At 48.1% G+C, this 25,164-nt stretch carries 19 protein-coding genes; 12 read left to right on the top strand and 7 right to left on the bottom strand.

The annotated features are described in order from the left end of the window. Window positions 1-51: 51 nt before the first annotated feature. Both ICN22_RS03270 and ICN22_RS03265 read left to right on the top strand, forming a co-directional pair. Window positions 52-1,158: an aromatic ring-hydroxylating oxygenase subunit alpha gene (locus ICN22_RS03270; protein WP_216168875.1), complete on the top strand. Its 1,107-nt coding sequence runs from the start codon at window positions 52-54 to the stop codon at window positions 1,156-1,158. Between the two features lie 38 nt (window positions 1,159-1,196). Then, window positions 1,197-2,027: a sulfurtransferase gene (locus ICN22_RS03265; protein WP_216168874.1), complete on the top strand. Its 831-nt coding sequence runs from the start codon at window positions 1,197-1,199 to the stop codon at window positions 2,025-2,027. On the opposite strand, the gene ICN22_RS03260 is transcribed toward ICN22_RS03265, so the two are convergent. From ICN22_RS03260 to polA, 3 genes are read right to left on the bottom strand one after another with little or no spacing between them, the layout of a single operon-like run. After that, window positions 2,024-2,797: a ZIP family metal transporter gene (locus ICN22_RS03260; protein WP_216168873.1), complete on the bottom strand. Its 774-nt coding sequence runs from the start codon at window positions 2,795-2,797 to the stop codon at window positions 2,024-2,026. The two genes, ICN22_RS03265 and ICN22_RS03260, sit on opposite strands and share 4 nt — an antisense overlap. Before the next feature lie 5 nt (window positions 2,798-2,802). After that, entirely contained in the window at window positions 2,803-3,699 is an 897-nt protein-coding gene (locus ICN22_RS03255) for a dienelactone hydrolase family protein (RefSeq protein ID WP_216168872.1), read from the bottom strand. 16 nt (window positions 3,700-3,715) lie between these two features. Beyond that, window positions 3,716-6,541 (bottom strand): DNA polymerase I, encoded by a 2,826-nt coding sequence (gene polA / locus ICN22_RS03250; protein ID WP_216168871.1) that lies wholly within the window; start codon window positions 6,539-6,541, stop codon window positions 3,716-3,718. An 81-nt stretch (window positions 6,542-6,622) separates the two neighbouring features. Here polA and ICN22_RS03245 point away from each other — a divergent pair, with 81 nt between their 5' ends. Genes ICN22_RS03245 through ICN22_RS03235 form a run of 3 tightly spaced genes read left to right on the top strand, consistent with a single transcriptional unit; the run spans window position 6,623 to window position 8,796 of the window. Then, window positions 6,623-7,030, top strand: a complete 408-nt coding sequence (locus ICN22_RS03245; protein ID WP_255533820.1) for a hypothetical protein — start codon at window positions 6,623-6,625, stop codon at window positions 7,028-7,030. A 9-nt stretch (window positions 7,031-7,039) separates the two neighbouring features. Continuing rightward, a complete protein-coding gene (locus ICN22_RS03240; protein WP_216168870.1) occupies window positions 7,040-8,017 on the top strand; it encodes a homoserine kinase in 978 nt (325 codons plus the stop codon). Further along, window positions 8,014-8,796: a BPSS1780 family membrane protein gene (locus ICN22_RS03235; protein ID WP_216168869.1), complete on the top strand. Its 783-nt coding sequence runs from the start codon at window positions 8,014-8,016 to the stop codon at window positions 8,794-8,796. The genes ICN22_RS03240 and ICN22_RS03235 overlap by 4 nt, the downstream gene beginning before the upstream one ends. Here ICN22_RS03235 and ICN22_RS03230 read toward each other — a convergent pair. Continuing rightward, complete coding sequence (locus tag ICN22_RS03230; RefSeq protein ID WP_216168868.1) at window positions 8,793-11,180, bottom strand: UvrD-helicase domain-containing protein; 2,388 nt, start codon at window positions 11,178-11,180, stop codon at window positions 8,793-8,795. The two genes, ICN22_RS03235 and ICN22_RS03230, sit on opposite strands and share 4 nt — an antisense overlap. A gap of 24 nt (window positions 11,181-11,204) precedes the next feature. Between ICN22_RS03230 and ICN22_RS03225 the strand changes: the two genes are divergently transcribed. Both ICN22_RS03225 and galU read left to right on the top strand, forming a co-directional pair. Then, window positions 11,205-14,114, top strand: a complete 2,910-nt coding sequence (locus ICN22_RS03225) for a valine--tRNA ligase (protein ID WP_216168867.1) — start codon at window positions 11,205-11,207, stop codon at window positions 14,112-14,114. 28 nt (window positions 14,115-14,142) lie between these two features. Then, window positions 14,143-15,027, top strand: a complete 885-nt coding sequence (gene galU, locus ICN22_RS03220) for a UTP--glucose-1-phosphate uridylyltransferase GalU (RefSeq protein ID WP_216168866.1) — start codon at window positions 14,143-14,145, stop codon at window positions 15,025-15,027. 89 nt (window positions 15,028-15,116) lie between these two features. Here the strand turns inward: galU and ICN22_RS03215 are convergent, their stop codons facing one another. Both ICN22_RS03215 and alaS read right to left on the bottom strand, forming a co-directional pair. Continuing rightward, a complete protein-coding gene (locus ICN22_RS03215; RefSeq protein ID WP_216169327.1) occupies window positions 15,117-15,344 on the bottom strand; it encodes a sulfurtransferase TusA family protein in 228 nt (75 codons plus the stop codon). Window positions 15,345-15,352: 8 nt separating this feature from the next. Further along, window positions 15,353-17,977, bottom strand: coding sequence for an alanine--tRNA ligase (gene alaS, locus ICN22_RS03210; RefSeq protein ID WP_216168865.1), 2,625 nt, complete (start codon window positions 17,975-17,977; stop codon window positions 15,353-15,355). Between the two features lie 123 nt (window positions 17,978-18,100). On the opposite strand from alaS, the gene ICN22_RS03205 reads away from it, so the two are divergent. The 3 genes from ICN22_RS03205 to ICN22_RS03195 all read left to right on the top strand — a co-directional run bounded on the left by ICN22_RS03205 (window position 18,101) and on the right by ICN22_RS03195 (window position 21,939). Continuing rightward, window positions 18,101-18,562, top strand: a complete 462-nt coding sequence (locus tag ICN22_RS03205; protein ID WP_216168864.1) for a tripartite tricarboxylate transporter TctB family protein — start codon at window positions 18,101-18,103, stop codon at window positions 18,560-18,562. An 18-nt stretch (window positions 18,563-18,580) separates the two neighbouring features. Then, window positions 18,581-20,083, top strand: coding sequence for a tripartite tricarboxylate transporter permease (locus tag ICN22_RS03200; RefSeq protein ID WP_216168863.1), 1,503 nt, complete (start codon window positions 18,581-18,583; stop codon window positions 20,081-20,083). Between the two features lie 83 nt (window positions 20,084-20,166). Next, the gene (locus tag ICN22_RS03195; protein ID WP_216169326.1) at window positions 20,167-21,939 is read left to right on the top strand and encodes a glutamine--tRNA ligase/YqeY domain fusion protein; all 1,773 of its coding nucleotides are present in this window, start codon (window positions 20,167-20,169) and stop codon (window positions 21,937-21,939) included. Here the strand turns inward: ICN22_RS03195 and ICN22_RS03190 are convergent. Then, on the bottom strand, window positions 21,920-22,807 hold the full coding sequence (locus tag ICN22_RS03190) for an SDR family oxidoreductase (protein ID WP_216168862.1): 888 nt from the start codon (window positions 22,805-22,807) through the stop codon (window positions 21,920-21,922). The genes ICN22_RS03195 and ICN22_RS03190 overlap by 20 nt on opposite strands. A gap of 36 nt (window positions 22,808-22,843) precedes the next feature. Here ICN22_RS03190 and ICN22_RS03185 point away from each other — a divergent pair, with 36 nt between their 5' ends. Further along, window positions 22,844-23,884 carry a CDP-6-deoxy-delta-3,4-glucoseen reductase gene (locus tag ICN22_RS03185; protein ID WP_216168861.1) on the top strand — a complete coding sequence of 347 codons (1,041 nt, stop codon included), beginning with the start codon at window positions 22,844-22,846 and terminating at the stop codon, window positions 23,882-23,884. A 52-nt stretch (window positions 23,885-23,936) separates the two neighbouring features. Beyond that, the gene (locus ICN22_RS03180; RefSeq protein WP_216168860.1) at window positions 23,937-25,130 is read left to right on the top strand and encodes an acetylornithine transaminase; all 1,194 of its coding nucleotides are present in this window, start codon (window positions 23,937-23,939) and stop codon (window positions 25,128-25,130) included. The last annotated feature ends 34 nt before the right edge of the window (window positions 25,131-25,164 follow it).

The raw sequence follows: 25,164 nt of genomic DNA, 5'->3' as shown, positions 1-25,164 counted from the left end.
TGGATTGGTTATTCCGCTTAGCTTCGGCTGACGTTTTCGGGGGTGGGGAGAATGACTAATCTGGCTACCGCGCAGCAGCTTGCGCCGTCCAACTTACAACTGCCGGTTTCGGCCTATTTTGACGTTGATCTCTATCAGCGTGAAATTGAACTGCTATTTAAGCAGGGTCCAGGCTATATTGGTCACGAACTCATGGTTCCCGAGATGGGTTCCTACCAAACTTTGACAGCTGAGAATGAAGGCCGCCTATTGGTTCGTAACCAAGCGGGCGTTGAACTCCTTTCCAATGTCTGCCGTCATCGCCAAGCACTCATGCTGAATGGCAAAGGTAAGGCAGATAACATTGTGTGCCCCTTGCATCGCTGGACCTATGATTTAAACGGTCAACTTCTGGGTGCGCCCCATTTTGAAGATAAGCCTTGCCTTAATCTCGGCAAATCGCCTTTGCAGAATTGGCAAGGACTCCTCTTCGAAGGTCCGCGTGATGTGCGTACTGATCTAGCCAAGCTTGGCGTTGCTGATGATCTCAACTTTGAAGGCTACATCCTCGATCATGTTGAAGTTCATGAGTGCAATTACAACTGGAAGACTTTTATTGAGGTCTACCTTGAGGACTACCACGTAGTGCCTTTTCATCCAGGCTTAGGTAAGTTTGTTTCTTGCGAAGACTTGTACTGGGAATTCGGTGACTGGCATAGCGTGCAGACGGTTGGTATTCACAAGGACTTAGAGAAGCCCGGCTCACCCGTCTATCAAAAGTGGCATGAAGCAGTGTTGCGCCACCATAAGGGTAAGACACCACGCCATGGTGCTATCTGGCTTACCTACTATCCCAATGTGATGGTTGAGTGGTATCCAGGTGTTTTATGTGTTTCCACCTTACATCCGATGGGGCCCAATAAAACACGCAATGTCGTGGAGTTTTATTACCCTGAAGAAATCGCTCTTTTTGAACGTGAATTTGTAGAAGCAGAGCGTGCAGCCTATATGGAAACCTGCATTGAAGATGATGAAATTGCGGAGCGCATGGATGCTGGTCGCGCTGCCCTGCTAGCCCGCGGTCAAAATGAAGTGGGTCCATACCAAAGTCCCATGGAAGACGGCATGCAACATTTTCATGAATGGTACCGTCGTGCCATGAACTATCAAGGCGCATAATTCAGTAACGCCCATAACGCCCTCTACAGGAAGCCATCATGACGCCGCTTATTACCGCAAATCAATTAGAAGAAATGATTAACAGTGGTGAGAATGTATTGATCTGTGATTGCCGCTTTGATTTAGTCGATCCACTAGCCGGTCGCAAGTCTTATTTAGAAGGCCACATTCCAGGCGCACTGTATGTTGATCTAGACCACGATTTATCTGGTGAAAAGACAGGGAAGAATGGTCGCCACCCACTTCCCACCCCAGAAGCCTGGGCCAAAACCAAATCTCGCCTTGGCTTTGACTCCAACACCTTGGTGATTGCCTACGATAATCAGGGCTCTGTATATGCCAGTCGCCTCTGGTGGATGCTCAAAGCTACTGGCCATGCCAATGTACAAGTCTTAGATGGCGGCCTAGATGCTTGGAATGGCCCCATCGGCACTTTGCCACGCGAAGCAAATCCAACAACAACGCCAGTACCCACAATGCCTTATGTTGGCTTAGTGACAGTAGAAGAGGTTGTTCACAATCTCCAGGCTAAAACGAATGTCATTGTTGATGCTCGTGCAAATGATCGCTTCCATGGTCAAAACGAAACCTTAGATCCTGTTGGCGGACATATCCCCGACGCAATTAATTACTGCTTCAGAGAAAATCTTTCCAAAAAAAGTTTTAAGGCTCCAGAACAACTCTTCAAAGACTTTGTAGAGCTCTTGGGCTCAAACAAAGCTTCTGATGTCATTCATCAATGCGGTTCTGGAGTAACGGCCTGTCATAACCTACTAGCTATGGAAATCGCTGGTCTCAAGGGCTCACGAGTGTACGCAGGTAGCTGGAGCGAATGGTGTGCCGATCCAAGTCGACCAGTAGCTCTTTAATGCAAGAGCGAAAGCAGGATGACAAGGCCAACGCCACCGGCAATCAAAATCGTTTGACGTAAAGACTCAGCCCAATGTGGGCGTCGGTGCATTTGTGGAATCAGATCGCTTACCGCAATATAAATAAAACTACTTGAGGCGATGACCAATAAGTAAGGCATTGCCGCATGAGCCCTCTCCAAAAAGAAGTAAGCCAATACGCCACCTAGTACCGCAGCTAAGCCACAAATAAAGTTGTATACCAAGGCACGAGTACGGGAAAATCCAGCATTTAGTAATACGATGAAATCGCCAATCTCCTGCGGAATCTCGTGAGCAATGATGGCAATCGCAGTAAAGATGCCCACCTGGTAATCCGCCATAAAGGCGGCAGCAATCAAAACACCATCCACAAAATTGTGTATCCCATCGCCGACCAAAATCATCCAACCACTACGACCTGCCACTTCTGCATCATGACCATGGTGATGATCATGACCATCTCCTTCGTGATGATGGCTATGACGCAATAAAGAAATTTTCTCAAGCAAGAAAAAGCCTAAGAGCCCTGCCAGCAAGGTGGCAAATAAGAGCTGAGGGTTCACGCCCGGCATCGTGAATGCTTCAGGCAATGAATGCAGCAAGGCGGTGGCCAGCAAAATACCAACTGAAACACTCACCATACTGTTGACCATCTTTGATAGCAAAGACAAAGAAAAACTCGCGGCAATGAGAACGCTAGTAGTTCCCGCTAGCGCTGTTACCAACAAAATGCTTTGCAGTACTGACATGGGAGTTAGGCAACCCCGTTTTGTTTAAACCAGGCAATGCATTTTTCCCAACCATCTTTTGCAGGGCCTTCGCGATAGGTAGCGCGGTAGTCTGCATGGAAAGCATGCGGTGCATCAGGATAGATTTCAAAACGAGATGCTTTGGCTGCTGGATTTTTGGGGGCTGCTTTTGCAAGCGCTTCACGCATTTGCTCAACACTTTCCAGAGAGATACCAGTATCAGCGCCGCCATATAAACCAAGCACTGGTGCCTTGAGATCAGCAGCGATATCGACTGGGTGGCGCGGGTTGCCCTCGGTTTTCTCACCGATGACACGACCATACCAAGCTACACCAGCCTTAACCTGAGGCAGTGTGGCCGATAGCCAAGTAATGCGACCACCCCAGCAAAATCCAGTAACGCCCACTTTTTTCAAGTTGCCACCGTTCTTGCCGGCCCACACTAAGGCTGCTTGCAAGTCATTGAGAACTTGAGTATCCCCAGTTGGAGCAACGATATTTTTTTGAATCTCGGCAATAGTGCCGTAAGTGTTCGGATCGCCAGCGCGCGTAAAGAATTCTGGGGCAATAGCCAAGTAACCTAATTTAGCAAAACGTCTTGTGACGTCTGCAATGTATTCATGCACACCAAAGATTTCGCTGGCAATAATCACAATCGGCAAACTGCCTTTGGCTTTTTCTGGACGTGAAACATAAGCAGGCATCTGAAAACTTCCCACTGGAATCATTTGCTCGCCCGCTTTAATGCCGGTGAAATCCGTTTCAATTGCTGCGGCCATGACTGGCTCAGAGGCAGCTACAAAACCAATTCCCATAGTGGTTGCGGTAATAGCGGAGGCTTTCATAAAACCTCTTCTATCGCTCAACACCATGTTTGAACCCTGATCTTTTTTAGTTGTCATCTCTTAGTCTCCTAATTTAGTGCGCTTCTTCCCAATTATCGCCAATCCCAATACCCACTACCAGCGGAACCTTCAGCTCAGCTACCTTGCACATCAAGTCAGGCAGTTTTGCTTGCAAAAGCTCTAGCTCATCCAGCGGCACGTCAAATACCAGCTCATCGTGGACCTGGAGCAACATGCGAGTCTTGAGCTGCTCTTTTTCCAACCAGTTTTCGACCGCAATCATAGCCAATTTAATCAAGTCAGCTGCCGTTCCCTGCATTGGCGCATTAATTGCGGCCCGCTCTGCACCCTGGCGGCGAGGACCGCTACTCTTAATTTCTGGGAGCCAAAGACGCCTGCCAAAGACCGTCTCAACATAACCATTCTCCCTAGCCTCCAAGCGAGTGCGCTCCATATACTGAGCAACCCCTGGATAGCGATCAAAGTACTTAGCAATATAGTTTTGGGCTGCTGAGCGCTCAATACCTAAATTACCGGCTAGGCCAAAGGCACTCATGCCATAAATTAGGCCAAAGTTAATGACCTTGGCATAACGACGCTGCTCTGAATTAACGCTCTCGAGCGGCACGCCGAAAATCTCAGCGGCAGTTGCTTGGTGCACATCCTTACCAGCAGCGAATGCAGCTAATAAGTTTTCATCCTCTGCAATATGCGCCATGATGCGTAATTCAATTTGTGAATAGTCGGCCGAGAGCAACTTACAACCCTGGGCCGGAATAAACGCCTCCCGAATGCGACGACCCTCTTCCGTGCGCACAGGAATATTTTGCAAGTTCGGATCACTTGAAGCCAAACGCCCAGTCACCGCAGTCGCCTGAGAAAAACTCGTATGTACTCGTCCTGTTTTAGGATCCGCCATACGCGGGAGTTTCTCGATATAGGTCGACATCAATTTAGCAAGACTGCGGTAGTCCAAGATACGCGCAGGTAAGGGATAGTCTTCCGCCAACTTCTGCAACACTTCCTCGTCAGTCGATGGCGCACCGGATGGCGTCTTCTTAATGACAGGGAGCTCTAACTGCCCAAATAAAATCTCTGCGATCTGCTTGGGAGACTGAATATTAAATGGCTGTCCAGCTAACTTATGAATCTCACCCTCAAGAGCAAGCAGACGTTTGCCAACTTCTTGACCTTGCTGAGATAACAAGGCAGAGTCAATCCGAATGCCATTACGTTCCATGATGCCCAGAACCCGCATTGCTGGCATCTCGACATCTTCATAAATGTATAAAAGACCTGGACTTGTCTGAATTTGTGGCCATAGCATGTGATGCAAGCGCAAGGTAATGTCAGCATCTTCTGCTGCATAGTCTGCGGCGATCTTGAGGTCAACTTGATCAAAGCCAATCTGGTGGACGCCTTTACCGCAGACCTCTTCATACTTAATGGTCTTCATACCGAGATGTCGCTCAGCTAAGTTATCCATATTGTGCGGCATATGCGACTCGAGCACATAAGATTCCAGCATGGTGTCAAAGGCAATGCCTTGCAAGGTGATGCCGTAGTTTGCAAAGATATGGCTGTCGTACTTCAGGTTTTGCCCTACCTTAAAATTGGTAGCGCTTTCTAGCCAGGGCTTCATGCGTGCCAAAACCAGTTCGCGGCTGAGCTGGGCCTCTCCATTGCGATGCGCTACTGGGATGTAACAAGCCTCCCCAGGGGTAACACAAAGCGAGATACCGACAAGCTCAGCAGCCAGTGCATCTAAGCTAGTAGTCTCGGTATCCACCGCCGTAAGATCAGCGCCCTCAATTTTTTTAATCCAACGATCTAGTGTTACCTCATCCACTACACACTCATAGTGTTTTGCAATCGCACCTTGCAGATCTGTTGTTTCTTGTGACAAGGCAGTTGTCGCTTCTGTAGCAGTGGGGCCAAATTTCTTGGCCTCGCTTTTTACACTTTCCTCTGAGTTGTTTTTTATGGGACTACCGGCTAAATCAAAGTTGCTGTTGGCTTCAGGAACAGTACCACCCAACTGCCTCTCCACATCACGCAACCAAGTCTTAAATGCGTAGCGCTCAAACAACTCACGCAATAGCGGTGCATCTTCTGGTTTCGCATGCAGGTCATCTAGGCCTGGCAGATGAGGTGATAAATCGCAATCGGTTTTGACGGTAATGAGTTGACGCGCTTGTGGCAGCCACTCCAAACTATTTCGCAAGTTCTCGCCAACAACACCCTTCACTTGGTCGGCGTTTGCCATCAAGTTGTCTAAGTCACCAAATTCAGCCAACCATTTGTTTGCCGTTTTAGGACCGGCTTTAGGAACACCCGGTACGTTATCAACCGTATCACCAATGATGGAAAGGTAATCTACGATGCGCTCCGGAGGTACGCCGAATTTTTCAATCACGCCATTGATATCCAATTTCTCATTGGTCATCGTATTAATTAAGGTGACTGAAGCATTCACTAACTGAGCCAAATCTTTGTCGCCAGTAGAAATAATTGTTTCCCAGCCAGCTTGGGTTGCTTGGCTAGCTAAGGTGGCAATCACATCATCGGCCTCAACCCCAGAAACCATCAATACCGGCCAGCCCAAAGCTTTCACCATCGCATGGATCGGCTCAATCTGCCTTACCAAATCTTCAGGCATGGGGGAGCGATGCGCTTTGTACTCGGGGTACATTTCATCACGGAATGTCTTACCTTTGGCGTCAAAAACACAGGCAATGTGATCAGCCTTGAGTTCTAAGCGAGCTCGGCGCATCATATTTACCATCCCATAGATAGCCCCCGTTGGGTCGCCTGCCCCATTTCTGAGGTCTGGCATGGCATGAAAGGCGCGATAGAGGTAGCTAGAGCCGTCTACCAACAAGAGTCTATGTTTAGTCATACCGCAATCGTACAATCTAGTTGCTAACTGCCTACATATCAGGCTCAAATCCTCCTGAAAAGAGGCCTATAAAGGTGAAAAATGATGCACGCTCTAACTAACTTACTCCACGCTTCTGTGAGCCAAACCCTTGTTCTAACAAGCTTTTTAGTGGCTTTTGCCTCTTTTGGCCTGCATACAGCGCACGCCCAAAATAATTCTCAAGCGCTGAGCCCCTCCGAGTTGCAGCGCATCAATAATCAGCCCTTAGCGCCGCCAGTGAGCGCTTCTCAGGTAACCAATACGCCCGAGGGTCGCAAACCGAGCTTTCAGCACAAAGAAGCCACTGGTACTGAAATTACCGAATACAAAGATACCAATGCGCCTACTCAGGTGGATGTGAAGACACGCTATACCAGCTACGAAATGGCGCCCCCAGCAACAGTGATGCCTGGCGTACCAAAAGAAACTGACCTGATCAGCGTACCGAGTATCAGAGTTCCTTTTTAGTCTTTACTCATGGCCGTTTTCACCCCCATTGAACTAAGTGATATCTCTGCTTGGATCTCAAGCGACTTTGATATTGGGCAGGTCATCGATATTCGTGGAATTCATGGTGGGATTGAGAACTCCAATTTCTTTCTCGATACTGAGAAAAATGGCAAGAAACAAGAATATGTTCTGACGATTTTTGAAAGACTATCGGCAGAGCAACTTCCATACTACCTAGAGCTAATGCGCCATTTGGCGAATAAAAGTATTCCCGTACCTAAGCCGCTTGAAAATAAACAGGGGCAAATTTTATTTACACTCAAAGGTAAGCCTGCAGCCATTGTGAGCAAGCTTCCCGGCCTTTCTATGCTCGCACCCGAAGCCAAGCATTGCGCCCTGGTTGGCGAGTATTTAGCCAAAATGCATTTGGCCAGCAGCGACTTTAAGCTCACCCAAGAGAATCTTCGCAGTCTTACTTGGTGGCAAAAAACAGTTCCGCAAGTGTTGTCACACTTAAGTGACACACAAAAAGAATTGCTGACTAGCGAGCTCGCAACTCAAGAGCAATTCTTTGCCTCTGAAGCCTATAAATCATTGCCACAAGGGGCAAGTCATTGCGATCTCTTTAGGGATAACGTGCTATTTGATCCTCAAGGCGCAAGCGATTGCTCTCAAGATCAGCTGGGTGGTTTCTTCGACTTTTATTTCGCTGGAACAGATAAGTGGTTATTTGATTTAGCAGTTACTGCAAATGACTGGTGCCTTGCTGACAACAAACAAGATTTAGATCCTGCTCGCTTCAAGGCGCTGATGGATGCCTATCAGGCTGTTCGCCCACTCACTAGTGAAGAACAAGCAAGCTGGCCCCTGATGGTGCGGGCTGCAGCTCTGCGTTTTTGGATCTCCCGACTGTGGGATTTTTATTTGCCACGTGATGCGCAAATGCTCACCCCGCATGACCCTCGTCATTTCGAAAATATTCTTTTAAGTCGCAAGGCAATATGAAACTCAATTCCGTCACTCCAAAAGAGGGTTATACCTGGATACGTCAAGGCATTTGGCTTTTTAAACAAAATCCTTTGGGTTTTTTAATGCTGGTATTCATGTACATATTTGCAGCGCAACTTGCAGTACTCGTACCCGTGATTGGTATTTTTGCCGTCTTATTACTCACGCCTACTTTATCAGTAGGCTTTATGACCGCCTGCCGCCTAGCGATTCAAAAAGAACGTATTCGACCCTCGGTATACGTGATTGCACTGCAATCGACCCCCTTGATTCGCAAACGCATTCTCCAATTGGGTTTGGTCTACGCCGCACTCATACTTGCTCTCAGCTTTATCTTAAGCTTGTTGGTAGATTTTGAGTTGCTCATTCCACTAATGACTAACGAAAAGCCGATTACCTCAGAAGCCATCAATCAGATTTACCTGATTCTCTTTTTTGGCGGCATTCTTTATGTGCCAGTGGCAATGTTGATGTGGTTTTCTCCCGTGCTCGTTGCTTGGGCTGATATGTCTATAGCGCAAGCACTCTTTTCCAGTGCTGTTGCTTGCTGGACCAATCGGGGCGCATTCTTTTTATATCTCGCAATTTGGGGTGGAATCTTAATCGCTATTCCTCTAACGATTGGCTCTATTTTTGATGCTCTCGACTTAGGTCAAGCCGCATCATTCATCATCGCCCCTATTTCCATGGCGGGGCTCACTGTGATGCACTGCTCTTTCTTCGCTACCTGGAAGGCATGCTTTGCTGAAAAAGAAGCGGCTACTTTAATCGCTTAATCTATCGCAGCTAGCTTAGCAATGCTGAGCTGAAGCCATTTAACGCCATGGCGCTTGAAATTCACCTGAGCACGTGCATCAGCATCATTACCCTCGAGGCCTGTAACGCGCCCTTCACCAAACTTGGTATGGAATACATTTTGGCCAATCGTAAATGGGTAGTTGCCGCGTGGTGGCGAGGCCATTCTGGTCACGGCGGTTGAGGCAGATCCTACTCGGCCAATTTGCCTTGCAGGTCGCTCACGCTCATTACTACTGTCAAAGAAATCATTCGACCCAAACTCGCGCTGACGGGTATAGCCATCCTGCCAAGTCGATTCTGAGCGGTCGCCATTTCCACTACTAGTACCACCCCAACGGGCATCTTTCACTTTGGGAGTGAGCCACTTCAGTGAATCCGATGGCAACTCTTCCAAGAAACGAGACGGCATGTTGTAGCGAACTTGGCCATGCAACATCCGTGACTGGGTATGAGATAGGTAGAGACGCTCTTTTGCGCGAGTAATCGCAACATACATTAAGCGTCGTTCTTCTTCCAAACCATGCTGCTCATTAATACTGTTCTCATGTGGGAACAAGCCCTCTTCTAAGCCAGTAATAAATACAGAGATGAACTCCAAGCCTTTGGCAGAGTGCACCGTCATCAGCTGCACAGCGTCTTGGCCTGCCTGAGCTTGGTTATCACCGGCCTCAAGTGAAGCATGCGAGAGGAATGCGGCTAATGGTGAGACCTCGACTACACCAGGCGCATTCTCACCCGGCAGTGTGGCAGCAGTGGCATCCTGACCATAACCTTCTTCCGCAATAAACGCGGTTGCAGCATTAATTAATTCTTGCAAGTTTTCTACACGGTCCTGACCTTCGCGCTCCGAGAGGTAATGCTGAATCAAGCCACTATTTTGAATCACGAATTCCACTGTCTCAGGCAATGTGTTGTGACGAGTAGCTTCACGCATATGATCAACGAGGCGCACAAAGCCACCCAAGGAGGCGCCAGCTTTGCCATCCAATGTCGATGCCGCCAAATACAAAGAACTGTTTTGTGTACGAGCTGCATCTTGCACAGCTTCAATCGATCTCGCCCCAATACCGCGTGTTGGGAAATTGACCACGCGGGAGAAGGAGGTGTCATCATTTGGATTTTCTAGCAGACGTAAATACGCTAAGGCATGCTTAATTTCAGCTCGCTCGAAGAATCGTAGTCCACCATAAACCCGATACGGAATCGCTGCAGAAAATAAGGCGTGCTCGATGATTCGTGATTGAGCATTACTGCGATAGAGCAAAGCAATTTCAGTACGCTTGATGCCGCTATTCACTAAAGCTTTGATTTCATCTACAAGCCAGGCAGCTTCAGCGTGATCACTCGGCGCATCATAGATGCGCACTGGCTCACCATGACCTGCATCGGTACGCAAGTTTTTACCAAGACGATCTGTATTGTTAGAAATGAGGTAATTGGCTGTATCCAAGATATGACCATGCGAGCGGTAGTTCTGCTCAAGCTTGACCATCATCGGGTGATATTGCTTTTCATACAGACGCATGTTCTCCACATCTGCGCCGCGGAAAGCATAAATACTCTGATCATCATCGCCTACCGCAAAAACTGCACTGCTTCCCATGCCGCTGACATTGACGCGACTAGCATCGTGACCAGAGAGTAATTTGAGCCAAGCGTATTGCAAGGCATTGGTATCTTGAAACTCATCAATCAAAATATGCCGGAAGCGTTCTTGGTAATGCGTCCGAATAGCCTCTTTATGTTTGAGCAACTCATAGCTACGTAATAGGAGTTCAGCAAAGTCAACTACACCCTCACGCTGGCATTGCTCGTCATAAGCCTCGTACAACTGGGCCATCTTGGCCTGAAAATCATCCCCTACCGATAATTCTTTGGCACGCTGACCACGCTCTTTGGCGTGGGCAATGAAGTATTGCAACTGCTTAGGGGGGTATTTCTCATCATCGACCTTTAAGCCCTTCAAAAGTCGCTTAATGGCGGAAAGCTGATCCTGGGTATCCAAAATCTGAAAAGTAGACGGTAAACCTGCTTCTTTGTGGTGCGCACGCAATAAACGGTTACAAAGACCATGAAAAGTGCCAATCCACATGCCTCGGGTGTTAATCGGCAACATGGCGCTCAGACGCAACATCATCTCTTTAGCGGCCTTATTGGTAAAGGTCACCGCCAGGACACCAATAGGTGAAACCTGACCTGTTTGGATCAACCAAGCTATACGGGTCGTCAGGACGCGGGTTTTTCCACTACCAGCGCCAGCCAAAATCAGGGCTGACTGGGTCTGGCCATTTTCATTTACCGGCGGGAGGGTCACTGCCTCGCGTTGTTCTGGATTAAGGTTTGCGAGTAGGTCTGAGTACATCGCCCCAATTATAATTTGCCTCTTATGCCAAATGCTTCGAATACCCCTAATTTACCCACTTCCCCTAACTCTCCAATAGCGAGTTCTGTAGACGACCTAGCCAAATCCTACGAACCCGCCCCAATTGAAGCTTATTGGGGTCTAGAGTGGGAACGCCGAGGTATTGCCGACGCCACCCTAGATGAGGGCAAGGGCGATTTCTCGATTCAGCTGCCGCCACCAAATGTGACGGGCACACTGCACATGGGTCACGCTTTTAATCAAACCATTATGGATGGCCTGGTACGTCATGCCCGCATGTCTGGCAAAAATACTTTGTGGGTTCCGGGTACAGACCATGCCGGTATCGCTACACAAATCGTCGTTGAACGCCAACTCGATGCTCAGAAAATCTCTCGCCATGATTTAGGTCGTGAGAAATTCTTGGAAAAAGTGTGGGTGTGGAAAGAAACTTCCGGCAATACCATTACTCGTCAGATTCGTCGCTTAGGTGCCTCAATTGATTGGGGTAAAGAATATTTCACGATGGACAGCAAGATGTCCAAAGCGGTTGTCGAAGTATTTTTTCGTTTACATGAGCAAGGATTAATTTACCGCGGTAAACGTTTAGTGAACTGGGATCCAGTTTTAGGAACTGCGGTCTCTGACTTAGAAGTGGTGAGCGAAGAAGAAGATGGCTCGATGTGGCACATTCGCTATCCATTAGCCGATGGCTCCGGACACCTGACCGTTGCTACCACGCGCCCAGAGACTTTATTGGGTGACGTAGCCGTCATGGTCAATCCAGAAGACGAGCGCTACAAATACCTCATTGGTAAGTCAGTACAGCTACCGCTGTGCAATCGCGAGATTCCGATTATTGCGGATGACTATGTTGATTTAGCTTTTGGTACCGGCGTGGTTAAAGTGACACCTGCGCATGACTTCAATGACTATGCTGTTGGACAACGCCATCAGTTGCCACTCATCAATATCTTGACTCTCGATGCCAAGATTAATGAAAATGCACCTGCGGTATATCAAGGTCTTGAGCGCTTTGCTGCCCGCAAAAAAATCGTTTCTGACTTAGATGCAGCTGGCCTATTAGAAAAAGTGCAGCCATATAAATTAATGGTTCCACGTGGCGATCGCACCCAAACTATCATTGAGCCAATGCTCACTGACCAATGGTTTGTCGCGGTATCTAAACCAAGTCCAGATAACAAATATCAACCAGGCTCCTCTATTGCTGGCGCAGCGCTAGATGCAGTAAAAAATGGTGGCATTAAGCTCGTTCCAGAAAACTGGATTAGTACCTACTCTCAGTGGTTAGAAAACATTCAGGACTGGTGCATCTCTCGACAACTCTGGTGGGGACATCAAATCCCTGCTTGGTATGGTGAGGATGGTCAAATTTTCGTAGCGCGCTCTGAAGAAGAAGCGAAAGTGAAGGCTAGTGCTGCCGGTTATAGCGGCCAACTCAATCGCGACCCCGATGTCTTAGATACCTGGTTTAGCTCTGCACTGGTGCCATTTAGTTCATTAGGCTGGCCTGAAGAAACGCCTGCACTCAATCACTTCTTGCCATCCTCAGTATTGGTGACCGGTTTTGACATCATCTTCTTCTGGGTAGCCAGAATGGTCATGATGACTTGCCACTTCACTGGCAAAGTGCCTTTCCATACCGTGTACGTACACGGCTTAGTCCGTGATGCTGAAGGTCAGAAAATGAGTAAATCCAAAGGAAATACTTTGGATCCAATCGATTTAATTGATGGCATCAAGATTGAAGACTTAGTTGCCAAGCGCACTACTGGCTTGATGAATCCTAAGCAAGCAGAAAGTATTGGTAAGAAAACGAAGAAAGAGTTTCCGGAAGGGATTCCTGCATTTGGTACGGATGCCCTACGCTTTACCTTCGCCTCACTCGCGTCACTGGGTCGAAATATTAATTTTGATCAGAAGCGCTGTGAAGGCTATCGCAACTTCTGCAACAAACTCTGGAATGCCACTCGCTTTGTGCTCATGAATTGCCCTGGCAATAATGAAGATAATGGCTTTGCGCCGTGCGACAAGCAATGTGGCCCAGAAGGGTATCTCGACTTTTCAGCAGCAGATCGTTGGATTGTTTCTCAACTGCAAAGAACCGAAGCTGATGTTGCTAAAGGCTTCCAAAACTATCGCTTTGACAACATTGCTACGAGCATCTATCAATTTGTTTGGGATGAATACTGCGATTGGTATCTAGAGTTAGCCAAGGTACAGCTCCAGACTGGAACGCCTGCACAGCAACGCGCCACTCGCCGCACTCTCTTGCGTGTTTTAGAAACCATCTTGCGCATGGCTCATCCACTGATTCCATTTATTACTGAAACCCTCTGGCAAACCGTTGGGCCGAAGGTTGGTAAAGAGCTGGCTAAACAAGATAAGCAAACCATTGCGCTCCAGCCATACCCAGTTGCTCAACTCGATAAGATTGATGAGCAAAGCGAAGCTTGGGTAGCCCAGATTAAATCGATTGTGGATGCTTGCCGTAATCTACGCGGCGAGATGCAAGTCTCTCCCGCACTGAAGGTGCCTCTCTGGATTTGTGGACCGCAAGATTTCTTGGAAAAGGTAAGTCCCTACCTGACTGCTTTAGCCAAGCTATCTGAGGTCAAAATCTACGATGATGAGTCTGCTTTAGAAAAGGATGCCCCTGGCGCACCAATAGCCCTAGTTGGCAATCTGAAGTTATTACTCAAAATTGAGGTGGATGTGGCAGCTGAGAGAATTCGCCTAAGCAAAGAAATTGAGCGCCTAGCTAGTGAGATCACCAAAGCACGCAGCAAACTTGGTAACGAAAGCTTTGTAGCCCGCGCCCCAGAAGAGGTGGTAGCTCAAGAAAAGCAACGTCTTGCTGGTTTTGAGCAAAACCATGAGAAGCTTGTTGCACAATTAGAACGACTGAAATAAAACATCAATAAAACTGATCGGAATTGCAATGCCATTAAGCACTAAAGCCGTTACTAAAGCCGTCTTCCCCGTTGCAGGTTTGGGCACACGCTTTTTACCAGCCACCAAGGCTAGCCCGAAAGAGATGCTCAATGTGGTGGATAAACCGCTCATTCAGTACGCGGTTGAGGAAGCGATTGCTGCTGGTATTACCGAAATGATTTTTGTAACTGGTCGTAGTAAGCGTGCAATTGAGGATCACTTTGATAAAGCTTATGAATTAGAGGCTGAACTCGAAGCCAAAAATAAAACTGCTTTACTGGAGATTGTTCGTAGCGTCAAACCCAGCCATGTAGATTGCGTTTATGTTCGCCAACCTGAAGCTTTGGGCTTGGGTCATGCGGTCCTATGCGCAGAAAAGCTCGTACGTGATGAGCCTTTTGCCATCATCCTGGCAGATGACTTACTCGATGGCCAACCACCAGTACTCAAGCAAATGCTCAAAGTATTTGATGAGCAAAATGGTTCCGTCTTAGCGGTGGAAAAAATTGATCCCTCTAAAAGTAGCTCCTACGGCATTATTTCTGGAGCAGAGGTATCCAAGGGCATCTATCACTTAAATGGCATTGTAGAAAAGCCACAGCCTAAGGATGCGCCATCCAACCTAGCGGTAGTGGGTCGCTATGTTCTGTCTTCAGATATCTTTAATCACATTCGTAATCTGAAGCCCGGTGCTGGCGGTGAAATCCAGCTCACTGATGCGATCGCCTCTTTACTCAAAGAAGAGCCTGTATTTGCTTATGAATACGATGGCGTGCGCTATGACTGCGGTAGCAAGCTTGGATACCTCAAGGCTTCAGTAGAATTTGCTTTGCGGCATCCAGAAGTCAGTACCGAGTTTGCAGCTTACTTAAAGAGCCGTTCTTTAAGCTAGGGTTCACAGCCAATCTCCAAGGTGAGAAAAGCAAAAAGGCAGAAATCACTTTCTGCCTTTTTCTTTAGTGCCGAGTATTTCGGTACGCCTTATCTTCTCTTAAGAAAGAAAACTAATACGTCACCCTCAGAAGTACTAGAAAGTAGCTCATTACCAGTCTGCTTTGCAAATGCAGGAAAGTCATGCGCAGCACCGGCATCCGTGGCCTTCACTTTCAAAACCTCGCCTGATTGCATAGTCGCTAAGGCCTTCTTAGTGCGCAAGATGGGAAGCGGGCAATTCATGCCAATCGCATCAACCTCAAGATTAAATTCGATGACATCGCTCATTTAGATGCCACCCAATCTTTTACGCCAGCCAATGCCGCACCTAATTTACTTGGATCAGTACCGCCGGCCATCGCCATCTCCGGCTTACCGCCGCCCTTACCGCCAACTTGCTGGGCGACGAAGTTCACTAAGTCACCTGCTTTAACTTTAGCAATCGAATCTGCAGTCACACCAGCAATCAAGCTGACCTTGTCACCCTGCACTGAAGCCAAGACAATTGCTGCAGTCTTTAACTTTCCTTTCAGGGCATCCATAGTCTCGCGCAAGACTTGAGCATCTGCGCCATCTAAGCGCACTGCCAATACTTTGATGCCATTGATATCAACTGCTTGCGTTGCTAACTCATCGCCTTGGCTAGCAGCGAGTTTGGAGTTGACCTTATCTAGCTCACGCTCAGCCTGACGCAAACTATCTTGAAGTTGAGTAACGCGACTCACTAAATCACCAGGGTGAGTTTTCAGTACCGCAGCAGCTTCATTAATTTTATCTTCTAAGCCTTGCAAGAAGTTCAAGGCATTTTTGCCGGTCACCGCCTCAACACGACGGATGCCAGCCGCTACACCACCTTCAGACACAATCTTCAAGCTACCGATATCACCCGTACGTCCAACGTGAGTTCCGCCGCACAACTCTCTAGAGCTACCGATTTCTAGTACGCGCACTTCGTCTGCATACTTTTCGCCGAAGAGCATCGTGGCACCGGTTTTCTGAGCATCGTCTAAGGACATCACTTTTCCGGAGGTCGCGGTATTTGCCAAAATCTCGGCGTTCACAATACCTTCTACCCGACGAATTTCTTGTGGAGTTATAGGTGCGTTATGAGTAAAGTCAAAGCGGGTTTTAGTGGCATCCACCAAAGATCCTTTTTGCTGTACGTGATCACCCAATACTTCACGCAAGGCTTTATGCAAAATATGAGTCGCACTATGGTTACGCATGGTTTCAGTTCTTTGTTCTATATCCACCAAGGCGTTGATTGCGTCGCCAACCTTGAGCTCCCCCTCTTGCACTTCGCCCTGATGTCCAAAAACATCTGCCTGAATCTTGAAGGTATCTTCAACTGCAAAACGTACCGCTTCATTACGCAACTCACCTTTATCGCCAACCTGTCCACCAGACTCGGCATAGAAAGGGGTGTTATCTAATACGATCACTGCAGCATCACCAGCCTTGACAGACTGCACAGCAGATCCGTCAACATAAAGGGCAGTGACTTTAGCGCCTTCATGCTTCAAGGTGTCGTAGCCATGGAACTGGGTTGGCTTACCGGAATACTCCAATCCTTGAGCCACCTTGAACTTACCAGCTGCCCTTGCTTGATCGCGCTGCTTTTGCATTGCCAAGTCGAAACCTTCTGCATCGACTGTGACATCGCGCTCACGGCACACATCAGCGGTGAGATCCAATGGGAAGCCAAAGGTATCGTGTAAGCGGAAGGCAGTTTCACCATCAACCGTCTTGGCGCCACCAGCAAGTGCACCTTCCAAAATCTCCATACCATTGGCGATGGTCTGAAAGAAGCGCTCTTCTTCCTGCTTAATCACTTCACTCACTTTATCTTTCGCTGCCTGCAACTCTGGATAAGCCTGACCCATCTCTTTTACGAGAGCAGGAACGAGTTGATAAAAGAACGGTTTGCGTGCGCCTAATTTATAGCCATGACGAATCGCGCGGCGTGTAATGCGGCGTAGTACATAGCCACGACCAGCATTGCCTGGGATCACACCATCTACCACAATAAAACTACAGGCGCGAATGTGATCAGCAATGACTTTGAGAGATGGACTGCTTGGATCGCAATTCTCACCACCAGCTAAATCAACTGCTTCTTTGGCCGCTTTGAGCAAATTCACAAAGAGGTCAATCTCATAGTTCGAGTGCACATGCTGCAACACTGCCGCAATACGCTCAAGGCCCATGCCGGTATCGACGCTCGGCTTAGGCAATGGATTCATTTTACCCGCTTCATCGCGATTGAACTGCATGAATACGTTATTCCAAATCTCAATATAGCGATCGCCATCTTCATCAGGGCTACCAGGAGGGCCGCCAGCAATATGTGGGCCGTGGTCATAGAAGATTTCAGTACAGGGGCCGCAAGGACCTGTATCACCCATCATCCAGAAGTTATCCGAAGCGTAACGAGCACCCTTGTTATCGCCGATGCGAATAATGCGCCCCGCCGGAACGCCGATTTGCTTGTTCCAAATCTCATAAGCCTCATCGTCTTCCGCATAAACGGTGACGAGCAGCTTTTCTTCTGGCAGCTTAAAGACTTCCGTCAATAGGCCCCAAGCAAACTGAATGGCATCTTTCTTGAAGTAATCCCCAAATGAGAAGTTCCCCAACATTTCAAAGAAGGTGTGATGACGGGCTGTGTAACCAACGTTATCTAAGTCATTATGTTTGCCGCCAGCACGAATACATTTCTGGGCGGTGGCAGCTCGGTTATAGGGGCGCTTATCAAAGCCTAAAAATACGTCCTTAAACTGATTCATCCCCGCATTGGTAAATAACAGGGTTGGGTCGTCTCCAGGCACCACAGGGCTGGATGGGACAATTTGATGGCCTTTTTGGGCGAAGTAGTCCAGGTACGCCTGGCGAATTTGAGAGACTTTCATGCGAATAATTATCGCATTGGCACTAGTCGGGGGCAAACCCTTGGTAAAGCACCTCAATCCTGCCTTACAATCCCGTAACGTTAATAAATAGATCGACCTTTAAGTCGATATAAGGAGCTCAACTTGAAAATTCGCAATCAACGGGATTTTGGTGCCGGAATCATGTATATGGTTATCGGCCTGTTCTTCACCATAGTGGCCACTCAGTACCCTATGGGTACTGCCGCAAAAATGGGTCCCGGCTACTTTCCATTTTGGCTTGGCATATTGATGACGCTTTTAGGGCTACTAGTGCTGGTTAAATCCATGGGCGCCAAAACTGCAATCGAATCCATTCCTAAATTCAATTGGAAGATCATTGCGCAAATTACTGGTGCAGTGGTCCTTTACGGCTTGCTGCTCCCTAAAATGGGCTTCTTGGTGGCTGTAGTGGTTCTGGTATTTGTATCAGCGAGCGCAAGTAAGGAATTTACCTGGAAAGGCACCACAATTAACGCCGCCTTTTTAGTGACCTTCACTTACTCAGTCTTCGTTTTGGGTCTTAAGCTTCAGTTCCCACTACTACCTTTCTTCTTACAACAATAACGAACCGGGACTCTAAAAATGGATTTATTTGCTAATTTAGCGCTCGGTTTCGACACAGCGTTTACCTTACAAAACCTGATGTACTGCCTGATTGGCTGTATTTTGGGTACCTTGATTGGTGTTTTGCCAGGCTTAGGCCCAATTGCAACCATTGCGATGCTCTTGCCAGCCACCTACGCATTACCTCCAATTGCCGCTTTGATTATGTTGGCAGGTATTTACTACGGCTCGCAGTACGGTGGCTCTACTACTGCGATTTTGCTCAACATACCAGGGGAAACGTCCTCGGTAGTGACGGCGATTGACGGCTACCAAATGGCCAGAAATGGTCGAGCAGGTGTAGCCCTCTTTACTGCTGGCATGAGTTCATTCTTTGCTGGTTGCGTAGCAACACTGGTTTTGGCTGCATTTGCTGCACCACTCTCCCAGCTGGCATTTAAGTTCGGTCCCGCTGAGTACTTCTCCTTAATGGTTCTTGGATTGATTGGTGCGGTCGTACTAGCCTCGGGCTCTTTAATCAAGGCGATCGGCATGATCATCCTTGGCCTCTTGATGGGCTTGATTGGTACTGACGTGAACTCTGGCGTATCGCGCTATGCTTTTGACATCCCTGAATTAAGTGACGGTATTGGCTTCGTAGCCGTTGCCATGGGTGTCTTTGGTTTTGCAGAAATTATGGGTAACCTGGAAAAGACGGGTGATGACGAGGGCTTCCTCAACAAACTCACCACCATGATGCCGACCAAGACTGATATCAAGCGCATGATTCCTTCGATCTTGCGCGGCACAACTATTGGCTCCATTCTGGGCATTCTGCCAGGCGGCGGCGCTGCTTTGGCAGCCTTTGGCGCCTACTCAGTTGAAAAGAAATCCTCTAAGTACAGCCATGAGTTTGGTAAGGGTGCGATTGAGGGTGTAGCAGGTCCTGAAGCGGCAAACAATGCTGCTGCTCAAACCTCTTTCATCCCATTGCTGACCTTAGGTATCCCACCGAATGCTGTGATGGCCTTGATGGTTGGTGCGATGACGATTCACAATATTCAACCTGGTCCACAAGTCATGACCAGCAACCCAGCCTTGTTCTGGGGTCTGATTGCCTCGATGTGGATTGGTAACGTGATGTTGATTCTCTTGAACTTGCCACTCATCGGTATTTGGGTCAAGCTCTTGAAGATTCCTTATCGCTTTCTCTACCCAGCAATTTTGGTGTTCTGCTGTATCGGTGTGTACACCGTCAACAACACTGTATTTGACGTTTATGTCACTGCAGCCTTTGGTTTAATTGGTTACCTCTTCTTCAAGTTGGGTTGCGAGCCACCCCCATTGCTCTTAGGCTTCGTACTTGGGCCAATGATGGAGGAGAATTTCCGTCGTGCCCTCTTGTTATCACGCGGTGACTTCACAACCTTCTTAACCCGCCCACTGTCTTTAGGCTTGCTCATCGCAGCAGCCCTATTGGTTGTGATCGTGGCCTTGCCAGCGGTTAAGAAAACCCGTGAAGAGGCTTTCGTAGAGGAGTAATTCTCGAGCGCCTCCCATAAATGAGCCCGCAGCAGTTTGCGGGCTTTTTCTTTACAGGCGGGGGTTTTCTCTACAATGAGCGCATGTCCCAAGATAGCAAACCATCTAAAACGCCTGCCGGCACTCTTGCTGAGCCCTCCAACTTTTTGCGCCAGATCATCGATCATGACCTGGCGAGTGGCGCCTACCAAAATCGTACTAATCGAGATGGTCAAGCTATTCCCTCGATCATTACGCGCTTTCCACCAGAACCCAATGGCTACCTTCACATTGGCCATGCCAAAAGTATTTGCCTGAACTTTGGCTTAGCCGCTGATTACAATAATCAAGCAGGTGGTGCGCGTTGCAATATGCGCTTGGATGACACCAATCCAGTCAAGGAAGATGTTGAGTACGCTGACAGTATTTTGGATGCGGTCAAATGGCTTGGCTTTGATTGGGGCACACATCTGTATCACGCGAGTGATTACTTTGATCGACTCTATGAGTTTGCCGAAATTCTGATTCAGAACGGCAAAGCCTATGTTGATAGTCAGAGCGCAGATGACATCCATACCAATCGTGGCAACTTTGGCCAAGCTGGAAAAAATAGTCCGTACCGCGATCGCACTCCCGATGAGAATCTTGCCTTGTTCCGCGAGATGCGTGACAGTAAATACAAAGATGGTGAGCATGTACTGCGCCTGAAGATCGACATGGCGCATCCGAATATTGTGATGCGTGATCCTGTGGTCTATCGCATTCGCCATGTAGATCACCACCGCACTGGTAATAAGTGGTGCATCTATCCTTTGTATGATTTCACCCACTGCATTTCTGATGCCCTAGAAAATGTTTCGCACTCTATTTGTACTCTGGAGTTTGAAAATAATCGTCCGCTCTACGATTGGATTGTTGCCTCATTAGCGGAGCTAGGAATCTTCAAAAATCCTGTTCCACATCAATATGAATTCGCCCGCCTCAATTTAACTTACACCATCACTAGCAAGCGCAAGCTCTTGCAATTGGTAGAAGAAAAACATGTTGATGGCTGGGATGATCCGCGCATGCCAACCATCGTAGGTATTCGTCGTAGGGGCTACACACCAGATAGCATACGTTTGTTCTGTGAACGCATTGGGGTTTCTAAAGCGGATAGTTGGATTGACATGAGCACCCTAGATCAAGCCTTACGGGATGATCTTGAGGCCAAGGCCCCTCGGGCTACAGCGGTTCTGAAGCCACTCAAACTCGTGATTGATAATTTTGATGCATCCGCGAGTGAACCTTGCTCAGCCCCCCGCCATCCACAGCATCCCGAGTGGGGCAATCGCGAGTTTCATTTCACAAGAGAATTGTGGATTGAAGAAGATGATTTTATGAAAGAGCCCATCAAGGGGTTCTTCAGACTCTACCCACCCATTGGCGATCAAGCTGGTGGACGCGTGCGTCTGCGTCATGGCTTTGTGATTGAGTGCACTGGGTTTGAAGTGGATGCCAATGGCAAGGTGATTCAAGTTAATGCGACTCACTTCCCAGATAGTAAGAGCGGCACCCCCGGCTCAAATAATTACAAGGTCAAGGGCAATATTCATTGGGTCAGTGTGGCGGAAGCTGTGCCTGCACAAGTTCGCCTCTATGACTACCTGTTTAATGATCCACATCCCGATAGTGGCGATAAAAATTTCCTTGACGCAATTAATCCTCACTCGAAGCAAATGATTACTGCCTACTTAGAGCCTTGCATGAAAGCCGCTAAAGCAGAAGATCGCTTTCAGTTTGAGCGTCATGGTTACTTTGTTGCGGATCAAAGCGATTCAAAACCAGGGCAACCGGTATTTAATCGTACGGTCGGACTTAAGGATTCTTGGAAATAGTTTTTAAAAACTCGGCAACGCTGGGATAGCGTAGCGGGGTCTTTAATTCCGAGAGCCGCGCATTCGTTACGCGCCGAGACTCCCGCATAAACGACCAGAGCATAGGGGATACGATTTTCTCCAACTGCTCAGCTGGCAATCTGGGTGGTCGCTTCAAACCAAACGCATCAGCCACTTCATCAAAGTAATCACCCATCTTGGTTTCACCACCGTCACAGGCGTTAATGACACGCTGTGGCTTGCCGTGATAAACAGCAGCACAAACCAATCTTGCCAAGTCATCACTTTGTATGTGGTTTGAGTAAGCATCGTCGGCTGGATTTAAGGCGGGCGTGCCGGCCTGTATGCGCTCAACTGGCAATCGGTCAGCAGCATAAATACCTGGTACTCGCAGAACAGTCAGGGCGACTCCATGAGCTGGCGCCCAAAGACGTAGGCAGTTTTCAGCATCTACCCGTCGCTTGGCTCGCTCGCTTTGGGGCTTAACTGGTGTCACTTCACTTACCTTGGCGCCTGCTTGATCACCATAAACACCTGTTGTACTCACATAAATCAGGCGCCCAACAGTATCAGAGCCTTGGGCTAAAATTCGGAGGAGGTTGCGAGTTCGGCAATCACGATGACCTGTATTTTGGGGTGGTGCCAAGTGGATCACGGTTTGCGCTAATCCACTTAAACGCCACAAGCTATCGGGCTTATCCAGATCCCCCAAAATCGGAATCGCGCCAACCGCTCTCAACTCCTGAAAACGGGTTTTCTGGGAAGTTAAGGCAAATACACGATGACTTCGAGCGAGTTGCTTGGCAACACGTAGACCAATGTCACCACAGCCAACGATCAGGATTCGAGATTTACCAAAAGATTGCATAGATCACATCGTAACGATTTATTGAAAGGAATGAGAGTGTCTTATCAAGTCACGCTCAAGGCGAGCGGCAAACAATTTACTGTCCAGAAGGATGAGACACTCCTGGAGGCAGCCTTACAGCAGGGCATCACCCTGCCCTATGGTTGTAAAAATGGTGCTTGTGGATCCTGTAAAGGCAAGATTCTAGAAGGTCAGGTAGAGCATGGTCAGCATAGTGCTGCCGCCCTCAGTCCGACTGATGAAGCCGCCGGTGGCACCCTGTTTTGCTGCGCCCATCCTAAATCAGACCTGCTCATTGAAGCTCGTGAAGTTCAGGGTGCGGGTGATATCGCCATTCGGAAAGTGCCTTGTCGCGTGAACACTATTACAAAACCGAGCGCAGATGTGGCCATTCTGCAATTACAGTTACCAGCTGCCGAGCGCTTTCAATTTCTGGCTGGGCAATATTTAGAGTTTCTACTCAAAGATGGTCAGCGCCGCGCTTATTCCATTGCTAATGCACCAGATCAAGACGGCCCTCTCGAGCTACATCTTCGCCATTTACCCGGCGGTCTTTTTACTGACTTTGTCTTTGGAGCAAAAGACCCCGCCTTAAAAGAAAAAGATATCCTCCGCTTTGAAGGGCCATTAGGTAGCTTCTTCTTAAGAGAGGATTCCAAAAAACCTATTATTTTTGTTGCGGCGGGTACTGGCTTTGCACCGATTAAATCCATCATTGAGCAAATGCAACTCAAAAAGATTAGACGCCCGATTCATCTGTATTGGGGCGGACGGCGCCCGAATGACCTCTACCTCAATGAGCTCTGCCAGTTATGGGCAAAAAATATTCCTGATTTCAACTACATCCCAGTGATTTCAGATGCCCTGCCGGAGGACCAATGGACAGGACGCACAGGCTTTGTGCACCAAGCCGTGATGGCCGACCACCTCAATATGAGCCCCTACCAAGTCTATGCCTGCGGCGCCCCTGTAATGGTCAATGCTGCCCGCCAAGACTTTTCATCGCACTGTCATTTGCCTGAGGAAGAATTCTTTGCAGATTCTTTTACCAGCGCTGCTGACCTCGCGACAAACTAGCCCGCTAAGCGCCATAATAGAACCTTCATTTGATTTTCACTTTGCATACAACATGAATAAGCCCGCCCAATCCATAGATGCCCACTCAGTGATGTTTATTACCCCACGACCAGAGGTGACGATGGTTGAGGGTAAAGGCTCATGGCTGACTGATAACAAGGGCAAGCGTTATTTGGATTTCTTGCAAGGCTGGGCAGTGAACTGTCTCGGTCATAGTAACCCCGGCATGATTGAAGCGCTCAACGCGCAAGCAAAAAAACTCATCAATCCAAGTCCAGCGTTTTATAACGAACCAATGATTCGCTTATCGAATCTTCTGACCGAGAACAGCTGCTTTAACAAAGTATTTTTTGCAAACAGCGGAGCCGAAGCCAATGAAGGCGCTATTAAGTTGGCGCGCAAATGGGGGCAGCTGAATAAATCAGGCGCCTTTGAAATCATTACTTTTGATCACAGCTTTCATGGCCGTACATTAGCGACGATGAGCGCATCTGGCAAACCAGGTTGGGACACGATGTTTGCCCCACAAGTTCCCGGGTTTCCAAAAGCCGATTTGAATGATTTAGATTCCGTCAAAAAACTGGTAACCGATAAAACAGTTGCGGTCATGCTAGAGCCGGTACAAGGTGAAGGTGGCGTGATCCCAACTACTAAAGAATTTATGCAAAGCCTGCGTAAATTCACCAAAGAAAATAATATTCTGTTGATCGTCGATGAGGTTCAAGCTGGCTGTGGTCGTACTGGCACTCTCTTTGCCTATCAGCACTACGGCATTGAACCAGACATCATGACCTTAGGCAAAGGTATTGGTGGTGGCGTGCCATTAGCTGCACTGATGGCAACCGATGCAGTTGCTTGTTTTGTACCTGGCGATCAGGGTGGTACCTATAACGGCAATCCACTGATGGTTGCAGTAGGCATCAGCGTGATCGAGCAATTATTAGCACCAGGCTTCCTAGAGTCTGTGCGCACCAAGGGTGAGCTGCTTAGCAAAGAACTCCTTGCCATCTCCGCAGAATTTAATTTAGATGGCGAGCGTGGTGAAGGACTATTGCGTGCCCTGATGCTGAGTAGTGATATCGGTGGGAAGCTAGTTGAATTGGCTCGCGATAGAACTCCAGAAGGATTATTGATTAATTCACCAAGACCCAATCTGCTGCGCTTTATGCCAGCACTCAATATTTCTGATGATGAAATCCATCAGATGTGTAACATTTTGAGAGATTTGCTCAAGCAAGTTAACTAAACAATATTCAGACTGATTGTAATAAAGGGGCTCT

It is taken from the genome of Polynucleobacter bastaniensis, assembly GCF_018882205.1.
Classification (GTDB): Bacteria; Pseudomonadota; Gammaproteobacteria; order Burkholderiales; family Burkholderiaceae; genus Polynucleobacter; species Polynucleobacter bastaniensis.
Note: the sequence above shows the minus strand (reverse complement) of the source record. Positions and strands in the feature narration are given on the sequence as shown.

What these genes read in the sequence shown, in the direction of transcription:
- ICN22_RS03235 (WP_216168869.1), top strand. Translation starts at nt 8,014, where the DNA reads ATGAAACTCAATTCCGTCACTCCAAAAGAGGGTTATACCTGGATACGT.
- ICN22_RS03260 (WP_216168873.1), bottom strand. Translation starts at nt 2,797, where the DNA reads ATGTCAGTACTGCAAAGCATTTTGTTGGTAACAGCGCTAGCGGGAACT.
- ICN22_RS03270 (WP_216168875.1), top strand. Translation starts at nt 52, where the DNA reads ATGACTAATCTGGCTACCGCGCAGCAGCTTGCGCCGTCCAACTTACAA.
- alaS (WP_216168865.1), bottom strand. Translation starts at nt 17,977, where the DNA reads ATGAAAGTCTCTCAAATTCGCCAGGCGTACCTGGACTACTTCGCCCAA.
- ICN22_RS03225 (WP_216168867.1), top strand. Translation starts at nt 11,205, where the DNA reads ATGCCAAATGCTTCGAATACCCCTAATTTACCCACTTCCCCTAACTCT.
- ICN22_RS03230 (WP_216168868.1), bottom strand. Translation starts at nt 11,180, where the DNA reads ATGTACTCAGACCTACTCGCAAACCTTAATCCAGAACAACGCGAGGCA.
- ICN22_RS03240 (WP_216168870.1), top strand. Translation starts at nt 7,040, where the DNA reads ATGGCCGTTTTCACCCCCATTGAACTAAGTGATATCTCTGCTTGGATC.
- ICN22_RS03245 (WP_255533820.1), top strand. Translation starts at nt 6,623, where the DNA reads ATGATGCACGCTCTAACTAACTTACTCCACGCTTCTGTGAGCCAAACC.
- ICN22_RS03190 (WP_216168862.1), bottom strand. Translation starts at nt 22,807, where the DNA reads ATGCAATCTTTTGGTAAATCTCGAATCCTGATCGTTGGCTGTGGTGAC.
- ICN22_RS03255 (WP_216168872.1), bottom strand. Translation starts at nt 3,699, where the DNA reads ATGACAACTAAAAAAGATCAGGGTTCAAACATGGTGTTGAGCGATAGA.
- polA (WP_216168871.1), bottom strand. Translation starts at nt 6,541, where the DNA reads ATGACTAAACATAGACTCTTGTTGGTAGACGGCTCTAGCTACCTCTAT.
- ICN22_RS03200 (WP_216168863.1), top strand. Translation starts at nt 18,581, where the DNA reads ATGGATTTATTTGCTAATTTAGCGCTCGGTTTCGACACAGCGTTTACC.
- ICN22_RS03265 (WP_216168874.1), top strand. Translation starts at nt 1,197, where the DNA reads ATGACGCCGCTTATTACCGCAAATCAATTAGAAGAAATGATTAACAGT.
- ICN22_RS03180 (WP_216168860.1), top strand. Translation starts at nt 23,937, where the DNA reads ATGAATAAGCCCGCCCAATCCATAGATGCCCACTCAGTGATGTTTATT.
- ICN22_RS03195 (WP_216169326.1), top strand. Translation starts at nt 20,167, where the DNA reads ATGTCCCAAGATAGCAAACCATCTAAAACGCCTGCCGGCACTCTTGCT.
- galU (WP_216168866.1), top strand. Translation starts at nt 14,143, where the DNA reads ATGCCATTAAGCACTAAAGCCGTTACTAAAGCCGTCTTCCCCGTTGCA.